The organism is Myxococcus sp. AS-1-15 (genome assembly GCF_020037055.1).
GTDB classification, from domain to species: domain Bacteria; phylum Myxococcota; class Myxococcia; order Myxococcales; family Myxococcaceae; genus Myxococcus; species Myxococcus fulvus.
Window position 1 is genome coordinate 49,391 of sequence record NZ_JAIQDF010000001.1, and the last position, 17,018, is coordinate 66,408.

The window sequence follows — 17,018 nt, forward strand, 5'->3', positions numbered from 1 at the left end:
CCCTCGTGGCCGGAAGCGGCGGGAACTGGCGGCGGGGGACGGGTTCGATTAATGCTGCGGGGAATCAGGTGGGGGGAACGCTCGTGAACCTGCAAACCGAGTTCGCCGCGGCGGTTCGACGTCAAGACATCCACTTCGCTGTCCGCACCTTGCTGGAGCCTGTCATCCAGTCGCAGCTGGCCACGCTGGATTCACGGCTGCTCGCGTCCTTGCTCGAGCTCTACTGCCAGCCGCTGCTCGTCGACATCGCCGACCGCAATGGCCTGCGCGTCGTCGATGCACCTCCCGAGGTGTATCCCCACTTCACGCTGCTGAAGGACGACTCGGACCGGGCCAAGGTCGCCGTCGATATCGAGGTGCGCTGGTCCACCGGGATGTCCGGGGGCGTGGTGATTCGCGATTCGCTGGTACAGAGCCGCTTCCCGCTCGACGAGTACGCGGCGCACTGGGTGGTCTGCTTCTCGTTGGACGTGCGCGCCCCAACCGAGCGCATCGAGTGGCGCGTCGAGAAGCGCCAGCCCGGCGAGCGCTCCTCCCTGAATGGCTGGCACCCGGAAGCGCCGCCCGTGCCGGAACTGGCTCCCCGACTCCGGTAGCTACGGCGCGGACCTGGGCGTCGTCGCCGCCCCACTGGCCGCTGGCGTGGGAGCCTGGGGCTTCGCGGGCTCGGCGGCCGGCGCCTCTGGCTCATGTCCTCGCAGCGCGATGGCGGGCAGCGACACAGTCAGCGCCCCCACGTCCAGGAAGCCATGGAACCCCTCCGAGTGCACCTTGGGGAGCATCCGGATACCCACGGGCGTCTGGGGACGAATCTCCACCACCGGGCCTGGGGTGATGCCCATCACGTTGCACGTGATGTCCCCGTTCAGCTCCACGTCACAACCCCAGCGGCGGCCCTGCGCGTAGCCCACCTCCAGCACCTTCACGTCCGGGTGCTTCTCCACCACGTGCCGCGACAGGGGCACGAAGTCATCGTTCCAGTCCGCGTCCCCGAGCCGCGTGTGCGCATTGCCCGCCAGCACCAGGAACACGTCCTGGGGCCGCGCGGCGCGAGGCTTCAACACCTTGCCCGCCATGTGCGCGTCACGCGCCTTCCCCTGGCTCATGTCCGTGTCCATCGCCACCACGGAGATGGCGCGTCCCTGCGCCTTCAGCGCCCGCGCCCGGTCCAGCAAGTCCATCATCGCGCGGCTGCCTCGGCCGTCCTGCTGTACCTTGCGCCAGAAGTGGCCCCCGAGCAGCGCGTCCTGGTCCGCCGGCTTGCCCGCGCTCGCCAGGTACGCATCGATACGCGCCTGCTCCTTGTCGGGCACGGTGAGCGCGAGCGTGACGGCATGGCCCGCCTGCGAGGCCTCGCACATCAAATCTCCCACGCTCGCCGGCACCTCCCGCGTGCCCAACTGCTCACCGATGAGCACCGTGAGCCCCGCCTTCAGCAGCGGCTGGAACCCAGGGACCTTGCGCTCACAGGGCTCCTGCACCGGCTCCTTCCATCGCCGCAGATAGAAGGTCGGATCCCGCGCGAACGAGTCATCCCGCGACAGCTTCAGCGAGCCGGTGAGCGTCTCCAGCGAGGGGCGCGACTCCAGAATCAGGGTGAGCTGCCGCTCCAGCTCCAAGTCCCGCGTCCCCTGCGTGGCGCCGTCCAGCTCCACCCACGCCGCGGTGTCCCGCTCGCGCTGCGCCAGCTCCACCGGCGCGCCCCGGGCGCGGAACTCGTCCTCGAAGCGCTTCATGCCCACGAAGCGGTTGTGGATGGCGCCGCTCGCCTCGGGCTTGATTTCGACGTCGTTGCTGAAGGCGACGCGCTTCATCCGGAAGATGCGGATGATGCACTCGCGCTCGGAGAGGGACTCGCTGGACACCAGGTAGCGCGTGTGGTCGCCGTCGCTCTGGTAGCCCCAGGACTTCGTGCCGATCTGCGCCGCGCGCCACTCGGTCAGCAACAGCCGGGGGTCCTCCATGGGCTGGAGCACCCAACCTTCGTTCTTCAGGAGCTTCGCGGCCTCGGCGAGCGCCCGCTCCGGCGGCATCAGGAAGATGTGCTCGTACTTCGGCTGCTCCGGCTCCACGGGCGGCGGGGCGGGCTGGGTGGCCTCGGCCTGCTCGGGGGGACGGACGTTCCTCGCACAACCCGCGAGCAGCAACACCAGACCAGCCAGGGCTCGGTGCATCGATGGCCTCCCTTGTCGCGTCGGAGAACTCAGTGGCGGGGCTGGAACGCTCGGGGTCGAAAAGGATATCGGGGAGCCGCAAGCCCCCAGGGCGACGCACCACGTCGAGCACGCCCGCTCCCCGGCTGGAGGGCCCGGGGGGACGCAGGCCCCGTCGCCCGTCATCGCGGCGAGCAGGCGTCCTCCAGGGGCGTTATCCACGCGCCCTACCTTCAGAGAAGGAGGAAGCGTTCCATGAGCGGCACCTCGTCACGACCTGTCGAAAAGAGCGGCGTCTTCAAGCTGGGCGGAGTGCTGCCCATCCATCGCCTGGGCTATGGCGCCATGCAGCTGACCGGCCCCGGCATCTGGGGCCCGCCGAAGGACCGGGCGGAGGCGGTGCGCGTGCTGCGCCGCGCGGTGGAGCTGGGGGTGGACTTCATCGACACCGCCGACTCCTACGGCCCCTATGTCAGCGAGGAGCTCATCGCCGAGGCCCTGCACCCGTACGCGAAGGGGCTGGTCATCGCGACCAAGGCGGGCCTGGTGCGCACCGGCCCCAATCAGTGGCACCCGGTGGGCGCGCCCAAGTACCTCCGCCAGGAGGTGGAGATGTCCCTGCGCCGCCTGAAGCTGGAGCGCATCGACCTGTTCCAACTGCACCGCATCGACCCGAGGGTCCCCGTCGAGGAGTCGCTGGGCGAGCTCAAGGCGCTCCAGAAGGAGGGCAAGCTTCGCCACATCGGCCTGTCGGAGGTCTCCGTCGAGGACATCCAGCGCGCGCGCAAGGTGGTGGACGTGGTGTCGGTGCAGAACCGCTACAACCTCACGGACCGCGTGCACGAGAAGGTGCTGGCGTACTGCGAGCAGGAGCAGCTGGGCTTCATCCCCTGGTTCCCGCTGGCCACCGGCGGGCTGGCGAAGCCGGGCGGCGCGCTCGACGCGGCGGCGCGCAAGCACCAGGCGAGCCCCGCGCAGATTGCCCTCGCGTGGCTCTTGGCCCGCTCGCCGGTGATGCTGCCCATCCCGGGCACCTCCTCGGTGAAGCACCTGGAGGAGAACCTCGCGGGCGCCGAGCTCTCACTGAGCAAGGACGAGCTGGCCGCGGTGGACGCCCAGGCCTCGGGCCGCTGAGGACGACGGCGCCCCGGCGGGGGCCGGCCCAGGTGCTCGGGCTGGCCTCCGGGGTGCCATCACTCCGCTTCGGGACTCAGGGGTTGGTCCAGATGCCCCAGTTCAGGAAGAAGTTCCGGATGGAGTTGCGCAGGCTGGTGGTCTGCGGCGTGCCCTGCGACGTGCCGTAGGTCCACACGGCGGCGTGGCCATAGGGCCCGTTCGGGCAGGAGGACTGACCGTGGATGGCGATGGAGTGGCCATTCGAGATGGACGCCGACGCGAAGTAGGGGAAGGTCGGGGAGTAGGCATACACGTAGCCGTAGGAGTCCACGCGGCCGATGGTGCCGACGTTGGAGAACAGGGACACGCCACTGAGCTGGTTGAAGAACCCGCCGTTGCTGGCGCTCGTGTTCAACAGATACGTGCCGTCCACGCGATAGGAGCCCTGCTCGTACGCGGTGGCCGCGCCGGGGCTGGTATAGGCCGCGAAGGTGGAGCCGCTGATGCGGCCCTGGTGGTCGAAGCGCACCCGGCAGGTCGAGGTGCACGCGGCGATGCTCAGGCGGGGAACGAGGATGGGGAAGCGCGGGCCACCCGGCCAGGTGACGATCCACTCGATGTGATAGGTGATGATCCACCGCGAGCAGTTGAGCCGGAGGTTGACCTGGCTGATGCCGGAGAACCCGTAGGAGATGCCATTGCGCCCCAGGGCGGTGAGCGCGTGCTTGGCGCCGGGGCCGTTCGTGCCGCTGACGATGCCTCCGCTGTTGTTGATGTAGACGCTGTAACCGGAGCCCGAGGGGCTCTGGCCATAAACGGCCTGCCACACGCAGGTGCAGGGGCCCTGGACCTGGAGCTTCGAGAGCGCCAGTGAGTAGGCCACCGCCTGGCCGCGCAGGGCGGGATTGATGGCGACGACCTCGTCCAGCAGGTCGACCTCCTTGCCCTCACCGGCCTTCGCGGCGACCTCGGCGAGCGCCGCGTCCAGCTCCTCGCTCACGTGCAGCACGTCGCCGCTCGTCCCCGCGCCCGGCGCCACGGTGAGCTGGCACTCCTTGTCGTCAGGGCAGTCGAGGTTGAGGTTGTAGGGCTGCGTGAGGAGGGTCTCCTTGCCCTCCCTGTCCTCGAGCACCAGCCGCTGGGACCAGCCCGTCTCCCAGAACTCCTTGATGGCGCCATCCAGCGAGATCTCCGTCTCCTTGCCGGGCTCCGGCTGCACCTCCACGCTCGCCGTCCCCTCGTCCTTGCCGTTGTAGGACGTGAGCACGAGGCCGGAGGGGAGCTCCTGGTTGTCGGCCCACTGGATGCGGACCTTCAGTCCGCCTTCGCCCACCAGGGAGAGCCCGGTGATGGTCGCCGCGGCGCCCTTCTCCGCCTGCGGGTCTGGGTCGGCGGCGCGGGCCATCGGGGCCAGCAGCAGGCCTCCGAGCGCGAGCACGGACAGGGGCAGCGAGCGCAGCGGTTGCAGCACGAGGTCCAGAAGACCCCGCGTGGGACGGTATGACATGGGGAAACCCCTTATGAGACAGGAGGCACGGCCGACAGGGATTGTCGGTCGTGGTGTCTGTCAAAGCAGGTCTCGTGCCCGTGACATGGATTGTTTGTTTTTCCTGAGACAGCCCCCGGACCTCCCCGACCGAGGGGAGGTGGGAGTGTCGACCGGTGGACGAAAGGGCGTAACCCATTCCGCCACGAATCCGTCCGACGCGTGGCGAGGAGCGCTACAGCCGCGTGAAGGTTTGATTGGCAAACGGGTGGCGAGGTCTGACTCATCCCGCGATACGGCGTTGGATGAGCAGTCATTGCCCCGGGCCCGCCGGTGAGGCGCGGGCCCGGGTGCGACAGGCTCAAGGCGCGCCGAACGCCTGGGTCCAGTAGTGCTTGTAGGTGCTGGAGGGCGCGTTGTAGTAGCCGACGCCGATGTGCACGAGCTGCGCGTTCATGATGTTCACGCAGTGGCCGCTGCTGGCCATCCAGCCGTTCACCACGGCCGTGGGCGTGGCGTAGCCCGCCGCGACGTTCTCCGCGGCGCGCCGGTAGGAGTAGCCCGCCGCCGTCATGCGCTGCCAGGGCGTGGAGCCGTCCGAGCCGGTGTGGCTCATGAAGTTGTTGACGCCCATGTCCTTGGAGTGTCGCCGCGCCGCGCACCGCAGCTGGTCGTTCATGGTGAGCGCGGGCGCCGGGGGATACGCCGTGCCGCCGCAGGTCGCCCCGGCCGCGCGCTTCTGGTTGACGAGCACGAGGACCTGCTCCTCGAACGCGGCCCAGGCCGGGTCCCACGTCGCCACGTCGCTACAGATGGCGCTGGCGGTGACGGAGCCGGTGCCGGAGGGCGCGCCTCCCGTCTCCACGTGCATGGGAGGAATCAGGGTGCCTTCCTCCGGGGCGCCACCGGGGCCACCCGCGGACGGCGTCTCGGGCCCACCACAGCCGCCCATCAGCGCGGCGCCCATCAGGAACAGGGGGACGGAGCTCCATCGCATCGCGAATCCTTTCGAGTCAGAGGTGTGGCCATCTCCGGACGAGATGGTCTCCTCATCCTGGCGAGGACCGACGGGATGTCGAGAGGGAACCCTGCGCCCGGCTGCTCGGGCGAGGGGCCATGCGCTCAATGCGATGCAAATCTTACCAGGACATCGTGGCGCTCCTGGCCTCATTCCTCACACGGGGCTTGTCTTCCTTTGCCGGCCGGAATGTTCCATCACCCCTGTCCGCGTCACTTCGTGGGAATGAAGCGCGCTACCGGGGCCCCTCGCGGAAGATGGCGCCGGCCAGGGTGGCCACGCTCGTCACGGCCGCGAAGGCGACGAGGGCGGCGGAGACGAGCGCGAAGAGGGTGGGCAGGCCCGCGCCGAAGTGGGAGACGGCGAGCCAGCCCAGGCCCGCGGCGATGAGCATGCGCGCGGTGCCTCCGACGACGGGCCAGAAGACCCGCGCCACGCCCTGGGAGGCGAACCCGAGCACGAAGCCCAGGCCCAGCAGGCCGTAGAACGGCGCGACGATGCGCAGGTACAGCGCCCCGGGCGCGAGCACCGCAGGGTCCTGGCTGAACAGGTGCAGCCAGAGGCCGGGCGCCACCGCCACGACGAGTCCGATGGCCGACGTCACCCCGAAGCCCAGCCAGGCGCCCACCCACGCGGTGCGCCGCGCCCGCTCTAACTGCCCCGCGCCCGCGTTGGTGCCCACCATCGTCAGCACCGCCGTCCCCAGCCCGAACAGCAGCGGCACCAGCAGGTAGTCCAGCCGGGAGGCGATGCCGTAGCCGGCGAGCGCCTCGACGCCGAACAGGCCCACCGCGCCGGTGACGATGATGACCGTGAGGTTCGGCTGCACCGCGCTGAACGCCGTGGGCAGCCCCACGCGCAGGATGTCGCGGACGAGCCGCCCCTCCAGCCGCGCGGGCGAGAGCCGCAGCGAGGTGCGCCCCGACGCCAGGTGCTTGAGGAGCCAGAGCGCGGCGCCCAGGTAGAACAGGTCCATGGCCAGCCCCGCGCCCGCGATGCCCAGCGCCGGCAGCGGCCCCACGCCGAAGATGAGCGCCGGGGAGATGACGACGAGGACCCCCGCGCCCGCCAGCGTCACCTTCGCCGGCAGCTTCACGTTGCCCGCGCCTCGCAGCGCCGCCGCCAACAGGTTCACCACCCAGAACGGGATGGCCCCCAGGAACAGGTAGTTCGAGTACTCCACCGCCGCGTCCAGCGCCCCCGCCTCGCCGCCCAGCGCGCGGTAGAGCGCGGGGCCTCCCAGCCACGCGAGCAGCGTGGAGACGAGCCCCAGGCCCACGCCCATCACCACCGCGTGCCACACCAGCGCGTCCGCGTCCTGGCTGCGGTGCGCGCCCACCGCCCGCGCCACCGCGGAGGCCACCCCGCTGCCGATGCCCCCGTTGGACATCATCGTCATCAACATGAAGATGGGGAACACCAGCGACACGCCCGCCAGCGCGTCGGTGCCCAGGAAGCTCACGTACCAGGTCTCCGCCACGCCGACGAAGGACTGCGCCACCAGCACCACCGTGGTGGGCACCGCCAGCTTCAAGAGCGTGGGGAGGATGGGCCCGTGCAGCAGCGCCTGCCGGATGTCCGCGCCCGCGGCGCCCGCCTTCTGCTCGCCGCTGGCCTCGGCCTCCGAGGAGAGTGCGCTCTTCACCTGCATGGTTCCCGCTCCCGCGTGACGTATGATGAGCGTAATATGGTGTCGCGCGGGAGACACCGGAAAAAACCGGTGGGGCCTCAGGTGAGCAGGAAGCTGTCGTCGGGCCGTGTGGGTGGAGGGAGGGGCTCGCCGGCCAGCTCCAGCACGGCGCGCTCGATGTTCCGCGTCAGGGCGTCGAGCGGCAAGTCGTTGGGCTCGGTGCCGAAGGGGTCCTCCAGCTCGGAGGTCACCATGTCGAGCGCGATGAACGTGTATGTGACGAAGACGGAGACCAGGGGCGTGGACCAGCCCAGGCTGCCGGCCAGGGCGAAGGGCAGGAGCAGGCTGTAGATGTAGACGGTGCGGTGGAGCATCACGCTGTAGACGTAGGGGATGGGGGTGCTGGCGATGCGCTCGCAGCCGCCGAGCACCTCCGAGAAGCGGTCCAGGTTGGCCTCGAGCGGGGCGACGAGCAGCTCGCCCAGCCGTCCCTCCCGCCGCATCCGGGCCACCCAGTCCGCCAGCGCCAGGATGACGCGGGGGGCACGCTGTCCGGTCTGCTCCACGCACGCGCGCACGCCCGGGGGCAGGGCGTCGAGCGCCACGGGGGTGCCGCGCAGCTGGTGGTTGAGCGTGAGGGCGAGCGCGCGGAGCAGGTCCGTCACGTCGCGGCGCTCCTCGGCGGAGAGGGCGGGCGTGGGCAGCGAGAGGGCCTGGCGCATGAAGGAGCGCGAGACGATTTGCAGCGAGCCCCACAGCTTGCGCGCCTCCCAGAAGCGGTCGTAGGCGGTGCTGTTGCGAAACCCCAGGAAGATGGCGAGCGCCACGCCCAGCAGGCCGAGCGGACCTTCCCGGAGGTTGAACTTCAGGTTGAAGGGCAGCGGCTGCAGGACGACGGCCAGGCACGCCAGCGCGAGGAAGAAGCCGAGCCGGGGGAAGATGCGTGGCATGACCGAGCCACGCCAGACGAAGAGCATGCGAAGCCAGTGCATTCGCGGGCGGACAATCATGCCGCCCCTGTAACACGCGAGGCCGGTGCAGGGTGGGGACGCCCCGGCCTCGTTGAAGGCGGACTCATCGGGGGCATCCGCGCGGACGAGCCCCCGCCCGTCGGCTCAGCGCACCTCGGGGCAGTCCCTGGCGTGCCTCCAAGGGCTCACAACAGCCTGGTCAGGACGAACGTCACGGACCCGTTGAGCGTGGCGAGCCCTTCTGGCGAAGCGCACTTGTTGCCGAGCAGGTCGTTCGCGTAGGTGCTGACCCGCACCATGGTCGCGCCCGCGAACCTCCCCGACCTCACCGTGCCCGTGTCGGTGATGGTCGTCGCCACGTCTCCCACCCCGATGACGGTGGCGGAGAAGAGGACCTCGGACTCTCCCGGGGCTGGGTTTCCCGGCTCACTCCAGATGAGCCGCAGCGTGCCGTAGCTGGAGTGCAGGAGGTCCAGGCACGACGCGGCCTTGATGGGGCCCGTCCGAGGCACGAAGGTGGCGGTCAGTCCCGAGAGCAGGCAGTTGGACAGCACGCCTCCCGCCGAGGCCACCACGTCCTGCGGTTCGTTCTTCAGGGGCGGGTCGAAGGTGGAGATGACCGTGCCTCCGCAGGTCACCAGCGTCAGCAGTCCCTGCTCGGCGGCGCCGACCTCTGCCGGGCTCGTCGAGGCCCCTGGCTCCGGCTCCAGCGCTTCCGGTCCGACACCACACCCCGCGATGACGAGAAGCCCCGCGACGAAGCCCGACACGTGACGACGCATGAATGCCCCTTGGGTTGATGGGCATACAGCATACGGATACGTGCCCTGGCGCCGTGGGGGCCGACACCTGGGGGCAAGGAGGCTGTCGGGTTCCTGGCGTGACAATCATTGACCAGACGGCACTTGGACCTGGGGCCACATCGAGGAGGGGTCAGGTCTGTCTTTGCGCGCGGCGGGTGGGCCTTTCGTGGCGATGTGGGTCCAGGGTCACCTCGCGCAGCTGGGTTCCCACCCGGACGATGGCGTGGAGCACCGGCACCAGCTCCTCTCCGAGCGGGGACAGCGCGTACTCCACCGAGGGCGGAGACGTGGGCCGCACCTCGCGCGTCACCGCGCCCTTCGCCGTCAGCTCCTTCAGCCGCGTGGTGAGCACCTTGGGTGAGATGCCGGGGATGTCGTGCAACAGCTCGCCGAAGCGCCGCGGGCCGCCGGACAGCTGCCAGACGACATGGGTGGTCCACGCTCCACCCAGGAGCGACATGCAGGCATGGATGGGACAGCCGGGCGGTGGCGGTGGGGCCTTGCTCTTGCGCAGCTTCAGGGACATGGGGACTTACCGCCAGGTGAGTGGAGTTACCGCGGGGTGAGTGGAAAGTGCGCTCACCTTATCCGCGCTACTTTCCAGAAGTAACCCGGCCCCGTTACTCATGCGCCGTCGTTCCCACCCACCAGGAGGAAGCCGATGAAGCTCTATTTCGCGCCGGGCGCCTGCTCGCTGTCCCCCCACATCGTCGCGCACGAGGCGGGCCTCACGCTGCAGCTCGAGAAGGTCGATACCCAGACGAAGGTCATGCAGTCGGGCGGTGACTTCTGGAAGATCAACCCCAAGGGCTATGTGCCGGCGCTGGAGCTGGAGCCGGGCGACGTCCTCACCGAGGGCCCCGCGCTGGTGCAGTACCTGGCGGACCTGCGGCCCGAGGCGGGGCTGGTGCCTCCGGCGGGCAGCCTGGAGCGCTACCGCGTGCAGGAGATGCTCGGCTACATCAACTCCGAGCTGCACAAGACCTACGCTCCGCTCTTCCGCCCCAACACGTCGGCCGAGGTGCGCGAGGAGCGCACGGCCTACCTGTTCAAGCGCTACCAACTGCTCGAGGAGCGCCTGGCCACGCGTCCCTATCTCTTCGGGGACACCTTCGGCATCGCCGACGCGTACCTCTACACCGTCACCCGCTGGGCGAAGTACGTGAAGGTGGACATGTCCGGCTTCCCGAACCTGCTCGCGTTCATGGAGCGCGTCACCGCGCGTCCCGCGGTGCGCAAGGCGCTCGAGGCCGAGGGGCTGCCCGTCTGACGTCCCGGCCTCACATCCGGGCCAGGATTTCAGTCCGCTTCGACTCGTACTCGTCGGGGGGATGTGTCCCGCGTCGACCAGTCGGCGCAGGTCCTCCATCGCCTTCGCGGGGTCGTTCTTCCGCTGGAGGCGGATGGCGGTGTGCCACTGCTCCAGGAGGGGGGGCTCGGACCCGGAGGCCCCTCCGTCAGGCGCGGGCCTGCCCCACGAGGACGCCCCCTGCAATCACCAGGGCGACGCCGATGAAGACGAGCACCAGCTCCTTGCGAGTCTTGTGCTCGCCCAGCAGGAAGACGCCGCCGAGCGTGGAGATGATGACGCCCATCTGCGACACGGTGAAGCCGGTGGTGACGCCCACGCGCTCGTCGGCCAGCAGGAGCGCCAGGTTTCCCGTCGCCCAGATGAGGCCGGGGAGGATGTTGAGCCAGGTCTTCTTCACGAAGGGCCGGCCCTCGCCACGCAGTGACAGCAGGAAGGCCGTCGTCAACAGGCCCACCGACTGGGGGAGGATGGCGTCCCAGCCGTTGACGCCGAACCACTTGGGGATGATGACGTAGGCGACCAGCCCCGCGCCGCAGAGCAGGAGCGCCGTGAGCCCCGCGTTGCGCTGGGCGGGGCTCGCGGTGTCGCGGACCTCCTTGTAGGACGTCATCGCGACGCCCAGCATCACCACGACGAGCCCCGTCGTCCCCAGCGCCACCTTCGCGGTGGTGGGCCATTCGTGGAACACCAGGACACCTATCAGCGAGGTGCCGAGCAGTTGGAGGCAGACGATGGCGGGCATCGCCGTCGACACGCCGAGCAGCGCGAACGAGCGGAACTGGTTCGTCTGGCCCACCGCGCAGCAGGCGCCGGAGGCGAAGCCCGCCAGCACCACCGTGCGCGACAGGTGCGGTGAGACGACGTTGAGCGCGAACAGGGCCAGCGCCAGCGCGCCCAGCGTGCTGCCGAGGACCTGCTGCTTGGGAAGACCGCCCACCTTCGCGACGAGCAGCGGCTGGATGCCCCAGCACAGGGGCGGGATGAGCACGACCAGGTTCTCCAGGCTCATCCCCATGCTCCCCGCCTACGGCCCCCCGGAATCTAGGGCTGGAGGACGTGGCGGGAATCGGCCCCGTGGGCAGCGCCATGTGGGGCGGGGGACAGTGACGGCGTTGTCCCTCCGCCCGAGGGCCGGCTACGGGCGGTGGCTGCGGCGCTGCTGGAGCAGCCAGTCGTAGAGCTCGAGCGTGGCGTAGGCGGTGTCCCACGTCGAGCCGTCGTGGCGTCCACCCGGGATGACGGTGAAGCGCATCGCGCTGGAGCCCGCGCCGCAGCGGGTGTCCAGCCAGTTCTTGAGGTTGCTCGGGCGGCTCGGCGTGTCGAACTCGCCCTGGAAGGACCAGATGGGCAGGGCCTTCAGGTTGCAGACGTTCGCGTCGTTGGTGGGCGTGGACGTGAAGGCGATGGGGACGATGGCCGCGAGCGGCCCGTTGTCCGTGATGCCCTGCTCGAGGCTCCGGTTGGCGCCGCCGCTCAGGCCGGTGAAGTAGATGCGGTCCGTGTCCACGCGGTAGTCCTTCTTGGCGTCCTCGACCAGGGCCAGCAGCGCGTCGTTGTTGAACCAGCCCGTGCCGGAGTTGGTGAACGGCAGCCGCTGGTTCGGGGAGATGACGATGGCCTTCATCGCCGCGCGGAAGCTGGCGGAGTTGAACTGCCGCGCCAGGCCCTCGGGGTTGGCGAGAACGCCGGAGCGGTCCGTGGCCAGCGTGGCGCCGCCCAGGCCGTGCAGCGCGATGATGAGCGGCCAGCGGGTGGTGCGGTCCGCGTTGTACTGCTGGGGCAGGAACAGGGCGTAGTCGTAGCGGACGTTGCGCACCAGCGTCTGCTGTCCGGCGGCGCACGTGGTGGGCGCCGTCGACGCGACCCCGGGTCGGCCCGACAGCTCCAGCTCGCGCAGTCGGCAGTAGGGCTGGTCCTTGCACACCACCCGGACCTTCGTGGTGGTGACGGGCGCGGTGAAGGTGAGCGAGCGCTGCGTGGTGTTGGTCGGGTTGCCCTCCACCACGGAGCCCGGAATCGTCTTCCAGCAGCCGCCGTCCCAGCTCTGCAGCTCGAACGCGGTCATCGCGTAGGACGACGTCGCGCTGGTGGACAGGTGCAGCGTCGCGCCGTGCACTTCGTGGGCGCTCCCGAGGTCGACGTCGAAATAATTGTGCGTCTGGAAGTGGTAGCCGGACTCCCAGCGCGTGGTGAGGTTCCCGTCCACGGCGTTGGAGGGCGGCAGGTTGGCGTTGCTGCTGCCGGCGGAGACCGGCTTGCCGAGTGCCACGTTGGTGAGCGTCTGGGGCGCGGGGGCCACCGTCACGCTGACCTCGTCCGTCCCGGTGGCGCCGTCATTGTCGGTGGCGGTGAGCCGGAAGACGGCGGTGCCGACCGTCAGTCCCGTGACGCTCAACGTGGCGGTGCTGACGCCGGAGAGCGTCGCGGTGGGACCGCTCACCTGTGTCCATGCCAGCGAGACCACCGTGCCGTCCGCGTCGGTGGCGCCGCCGCTGAAGGTGACGCTGTTCGTGGGCAGGGTGATGGCCTGGTCCGGGCCGGCGTTGGCCACCGGCGGGATGTTCACCTCGGTGGCGTGCGGCGTGCCGAAGACCCACAGCTCCTTCACGCGGCAGTTGTCCGCGAGCGGGTCCTTGCAGGAGAATCGCACCTTCTTCGCCGTCACCGGCTGGGTGAACGTCGTCGACACCGCGATGCTGGTGTTGTTCGTCTGGCTCGCGCCGGGGATGGGCTTCCAGCCCGTGCCGTCGTCGTAGAACAGCTCGTAGCTCTTGATGGGCCGGTCGGCGCGGAAGCCCGTGTAGAGCTCCATGCGCACCAGGTCGAATGTCCCCTGCAGGTCGATGTCCAACAGGCGCGTCTCGTTGTAGACGCCAGGGCACCAGCGCGAGTCATCGCTGTTGATGTCCCCATCCACCGCGTACTCCGGCAGGAAGCTGCCCTGCGTGGCGCTCGCGGTGGCGGGCTTGTGGAGCGTGACGTTGATGGGCTCCGCGAGGGCCGCGGCCTGTCGCGAGAGGGCTTCAGGGCCGCCAGCTTCCTCGGGGGTGCCACAACCCAGCAGCACGCCCATCACCAGGGTGCACAGTCGAGACGGAATCCTTCGCATGGTGTCCTCCTCCTCGGGCTCTTGGAGAAGAACGGGGCCGCTCGCGGCAAGTCTCATGGCCTCCGTGTTTTGCGCGGGTGTACCGTCCACCCGGGTACCGAGAGGTGGGGAACATGCGCGTCGCAGTCGCTCCTGGATGGCTCGTGGTGTTGCTCGTGTCCGCGTGTGCACACCCTGCCTCCTCGGAGCGGACGGGGGCCACGGGGTGCTCGGCACCCGGGACCCTGTGCTGGGACTTCGAGGAGGGGCGACTGCCGGAAGGCTGGACACCGTTCCGTGACGAGTTCAGCGGCCAGCTCCTCGTGGATGCCACGCGTGCACATGGTGGCAGGTATTCGCTGCACGCGAGCCAGCTCGTCGGGGGGCGCGAAGGCGAGCAGGGGGGGCCGAAGAAGACGGTGCGCTTCCAGCTCCCGAAGGACTTCGGCCCCGTGCTCTGGGGGCGTGTCCACGTCTACGTGACACCCGCGCGGCCGGCCTCGCACGCGGGGCTCTTCAACGCGCGGTATCCGCGCCCGGGGAGCCAGGACACCGCGTTCGAGGCGCTCGACTGGTACGAGGTGGCGACGTACCAGGAGAAGTACATGGCCATCTGGCATCCCCCGGAGCCGCCCGGCTTCCCGGAGTGGGTGCAGGTCTCCGACACGCCGCTCGTGCTGGACCGGTGGGCCTGCGTGGAGTGGCTCTTCGACGGCGCGAACGGTGACGCGCCCCAGGCCGCCGAGCCCCGTGTGTGGCTCGACGGCGTGGAGCTGAAGTGGCCTCGTACGTTCGTCTTCTCCGACCCGCCCACCGAGGCACCGTTGATTCGCGAGAAGGCTCGCGACTTCACGGTGCTGGAGGCGGGGGTGTTCCTCTACCAGGGGCTCTCCACGCCCACGGACTGGTGGCTGGACGACCTGGCCGTGGGCCCGCGGCGCGTGGGCTGCGAGTGATGGCGGGCTTCAGGCTCCGCCCGTGGGGTCGTGGAGCTTGAGCACGTAGAGGAAGTCCGGGACGGTGAGGCCGCGCGCCACGACGATTCCATCGCGCAGGATGAGCGTCTCCTCCAGCGAGTCGTGGAAGTGCGCCAGGGGCGTGGTGTCCAGGCGGCGGTGGAACGCGACGGGCGCGTCGCCGAGCACCTCCCAGTACGCGCGGCGTGTCACCTCGTCCGGCGGCGCGTTGCCGTCGAGCACCTCCCGGGGCGCGCCCGTGGCGAGGTCGAAGAAGCGCGTCTTCTGGTCATCCGAGCGGGTGACCAGCACGTCCCCCTCCATGGCCACCTCGAACGGCAGCGCGGGGTGCGGCACCTCGTACACCCGCCGCCCCGTGTCCGCTTCGTACAGGCGCACCCGGTCGTCCAGCGTACACACCGCCACCCGCGAGCCATCCGCGGAGAACCGCGCGGCGATGACCGGCTCCTCGGAGACCTGGAGCACGCGCCGGAAGCCCGCGGGCAGGTCGAGCAGCTCCAGCTCCCCCGTGGCCCGGCCCACCGCGATGCGCGGCACGCGCTCGGCCGCCGTGTACGCCACCGCGGGCTTCATCAAGGCCTGGGTGTCGAGCACGAGCCGCCCCGTCTTCACGTCGTGCACCTGGAGCCGTGAGAGGGCCTCGTAGCCCGACACGACATGGGCGCCGTCCGGCGTGAACTCCACCATCGTGACGACGGCCTCGGGGCCCTTCAGCGTGTGGAGCAGCCGTCCGTCGGCCACGCGCCACACACGCACCACGCCCAGCTCGAACGTGCCCGCGAGCAGCGTCGAGTCCGGGGAGAAGGTCATCACCTGCTCCATCGTCATCTTCCGGGACGCGTCCCGCCCCTCCAGCGGCTCGTCGGTCAGCTCCGTCGTCGGCGTCATGCGCGCCACGTCGAACAGCTGGATGCCCCGCCGCCAACCGTCATCCAGGTAGCGCGTGACGGGATAGGCGGCCCACGCCTCGTTCGGGCTCAGGTTCCAGGGATGAAGGCCGGAGTCGTGGGCATCACGGGGCGGCTCGCGCACGCGGCCCTGGGCGTCGATGACGAGCATGCCGTCCATCCGCTTCGCGACGGCCAGGGTCCCCTCGGCCCGCCCCCACAGGTGCTTCACGCGGTGCTGCTCGGACAGGAGCCTGGGCGGAATGGGCGCGTCGAGCCTGCTCACGAGCACGCCGCCATCGACGGCCGTCAACGCGAAGTGCCTCAGGTCCGGCGAGAAGGCCGCGCCGCGCTCATGCCCATCCGAGGAATAGGGGCGCGACCACACCGTGGCGCCGTCCTTCACGTCCAGCATCTCCAGCCGGTCGTATCCCAACAGGCCCAGCCGCGAGGTCCCCAGCCACTGCACGTGGGAGTAGCGCGATTGGCCCTGCAGGCCGCGCACCCGCTGCCAGGTCTTCGTCTCCGCCACGCCCACGTCGTCGAGGTCCGCCCACGCGAGCCACTCGCCGTCCGGACTGAAGGCCACCGTGCTCACGGAGCGCTGCGTGTCCAGCCGCGCCACCTGCTCGCCCGTGGACACGTCCCACACGCGCACCGTGTCGTCCGACGCGCCCGACACGAGCCAGCGGCCCGAGGGATGGAACGCCACGCTCAACACCGACTGCTGGTGCCCCTTGAGCGTGCGGACCTTCTCGCCCGTGTCCAGGTCGTACAGGTGGATGCGCCAGCCCAGGTTGCCCACCGCGAGCAATGTGCCGTCCGGGCTGAAGGCCACCGACGTCACCTGGCCCTCCTGGCGCCCGAACACGTGGAGCTGCTCGCCCGTCTCCACGTCCCAGACTCGCGCGTCATGCGCCCTGGAGCCCGAGGCCAGGCGCTTGCCGTCCGCGCTCCAGGCAATTCCGCGCACCTCCATCTCGTGGCCCTCCATCACCCGGAGCTGCTTGCCTGTCGCCACGTCCCAGACGTGGACGTTGTCGGCGTCGCTGTTCGACCCGGTGGCCAGCCTCGTCCCCGTCGCATCGAACGCCGCGCACAGGACGTGGGCCTCGTGCCAGAGGTACGTGTCGGCGCCGTCCAGTGCGCCACGCAGCGGCAGCAGGGACTCCACCCAGGCCGCGCCGCCGGAGGCCTCGCGCTGTCGTCGCCACCATGCCGCGAGCTGGTACAGGTGCGCCTCCGGGTCGTCCCAGGGGCCCTGTCCCGTCGTGGCGTAGTGGGGCGCGGCGTCCGGCGCGTCGTACCAGCGCAGCCGGTTGTAGAGGCACTGGAAGAGGGTCTCGGGGTGCTCGCGCAGGAAGTCCGCGTCGAGCGCGACGGCCTTGCGCAGCACGCCGAGCGTCTGGGGGCCCACGGTGGGCCCGTCCTCGTGCAGCACGCGCGTGTCCGCGGGTGTCCGGGCGAGCGCGTCGTCGAGCGCGGCGAGCAGTCCGTCCACCCCTTCGGCGGCGAGGAGGGATTCGAGGGTGGAGAGCTCGGTGAGGGAGGCGAGGTCGTGGGGCATGGAGGGCCGC

The 17,018-nt window shown here is 70.1% G+C and carries 14 protein-coding genes; 4 read left to right on the top strand and 10 right to left on the bottom strand.

Annotated features, from left to right (window positions below; genetic code table 11):
* Positions 1 to 83: 83 nt before the first annotated feature.
* On the top strand, positions 84 to 596 hold the full coding sequence (locus K8625_RS00225; protein WP_223781504.1) for a hypothetical protein: 513 nt from the start codon (positions 84 to 86) through the stop codon (positions 594 to 596).
* On the opposite strand, the gene K8625_RS00230 is transcribed toward K8625_RS00225, so the two are convergent.
* Positions 597 to 2,174 (bottom strand): hypothetical protein, encoded by a 1,578-nt coding sequence (locus K8625_RS00230; RefSeq protein ID WP_153882689.1) that lies wholly within the window; start codon positions 2,172 to 2,174, stop codon positions 597 to 599.
* A gap of 234 nt (positions 2,175 to 2,408) precedes the next feature.
* Between K8625_RS00230 and K8625_RS00235 the strand changes: the two genes are divergently transcribed.
* Positions 2,409 to 3,287, top strand: a complete 879-nt coding sequence (locus K8625_RS00235; RefSeq protein ID WP_223781505.1) for an aldo/keto reductase — start codon at positions 2,409 to 2,411, stop codon at positions 3,285 to 3,287.
* 76 nt (positions 3,288 to 3,363) lie between these two features.
* Here the strand turns inward: K8625_RS00235 and K8625_RS00240 are convergent, their stop codons facing one another.
* The 6 genes from K8625_RS00240 to K8625_RS00265 form a co-directional block, all read right to left on the bottom strand.
* The gene (locus K8625_RS00240; protein ID WP_223781506.1) at positions 3,364 to 4,776 is read right to left on the bottom strand and encodes a hypothetical protein; all 1,413 of its coding nucleotides are present in this window, start codon (positions 4,774 to 4,776) and stop codon (positions 3,364 to 3,366) included.
* Between the two features lie 340 nt (positions 4,777 to 5,116).
* Positions 5,117 to 5,752 carry a CAP domain-containing protein gene (locus K8625_RS00245; RefSeq protein WP_223751336.1) on the bottom strand — a complete coding sequence of 212 codons (636 nt, stop codon included), beginning with the start codon at positions 5,750 to 5,752 and terminating at the stop codon, positions 5,117 to 5,119.
* Between the two features lie 256 nt (positions 5,753 to 6,008).
* A complete protein-coding gene (locus K8625_RS00250) occupies positions 6,009 to 7,424 on the bottom strand; it encodes an MATE family efflux transporter (RefSeq protein WP_223751337.1) in 1,416 nt (471 codons plus the stop codon).
* Positions 7,425 to 7,501: 77 nt separating this feature from the next.
* On the bottom strand, positions 7,502 to 8,413 hold the full coding sequence (locus K8625_RS00255) for a bestrophin family protein (protein WP_223781507.1): 912 nt from the start codon (positions 8,411 to 8,413) through the stop codon (positions 7,502 to 7,504).
* Between the two features lie 146 nt (positions 8,414 to 8,559).
* On the bottom strand, positions 8,560 to 9,156 hold the full coding sequence (locus tag K8625_RS00260) for a hypothetical protein (protein WP_223781508.1): 597 nt from the start codon (positions 9,154 to 9,156) through the stop codon (positions 8,560 to 8,562).
* 151 nt (positions 9,157 to 9,307) lie between these two features.
* Positions 9,308 to 9,703: a helix-turn-helix domain-containing protein gene (locus K8625_RS00265; protein WP_223781509.1), complete on the bottom strand. Its 396-nt coding sequence runs from the start codon at positions 9,701 to 9,703 to the stop codon at positions 9,308 to 9,310.
* Positions 9,704 to 9,838: 135 nt separating this feature from the next.
* Between K8625_RS00265 and gstA the strand changes: the two genes are divergently transcribed.
* A complete protein-coding gene (gene gstA, locus K8625_RS00270) occupies positions 9,839 to 10,447 on the top strand; it encodes a glutathione transferase GstA (protein WP_223751341.1) in 609 nt (202 codons plus the stop codon).
* 187 nt (positions 10,448 to 10,634) lie between these two features.
* Here the strand turns inward: gstA and K8625_RS00275 are convergent, their stop codons facing one another.
* On the bottom strand, positions 10,635 to 11,498 hold the full coding sequence (locus K8625_RS00275; protein WP_223781510.1) for a GRP family sugar transporter: 864 nt from the start codon (positions 11,496 to 11,498) through the stop codon (positions 10,635 to 10,637).
* A gap of 126 nt (positions 11,499 to 11,624) precedes the next feature.
* Complete coding sequence (locus K8625_RS00280) at positions 11,625 to 13,598, bottom strand: discoidin domain-containing protein (RefSeq protein ID WP_223781511.1); 1,974 nt, start codon at positions 13,596 to 13,598, stop codon at positions 11,625 to 11,627.
* A 113-nt stretch (positions 13,599 to 13,711) separates the two neighbouring features.
* Between K8625_RS00280 and K8625_RS00285 the strand changes: the two genes are divergently transcribed.
* Entirely contained in the window at positions 13,712 to 14,533 is an 822-nt protein-coding gene (locus K8625_RS00285; RefSeq protein WP_223781512.1) for a hypothetical protein, read from the top strand.
* 9 nt (positions 14,534 to 14,542) lie between these two features.
* On the opposite strand, the gene K8625_RS00290 is transcribed toward K8625_RS00285, so the two are convergent.
* On the bottom strand, positions 14,543 to 17,008 hold the full coding sequence (locus K8625_RS00290; protein WP_223781513.1) for a WD40 repeat domain-containing protein: 2,466 nt from the start codon (positions 17,006 to 17,008) through the stop codon (positions 14,543 to 14,545).
* Positions 17,009 to 17,018: the final 10 nt, after the last annotated feature.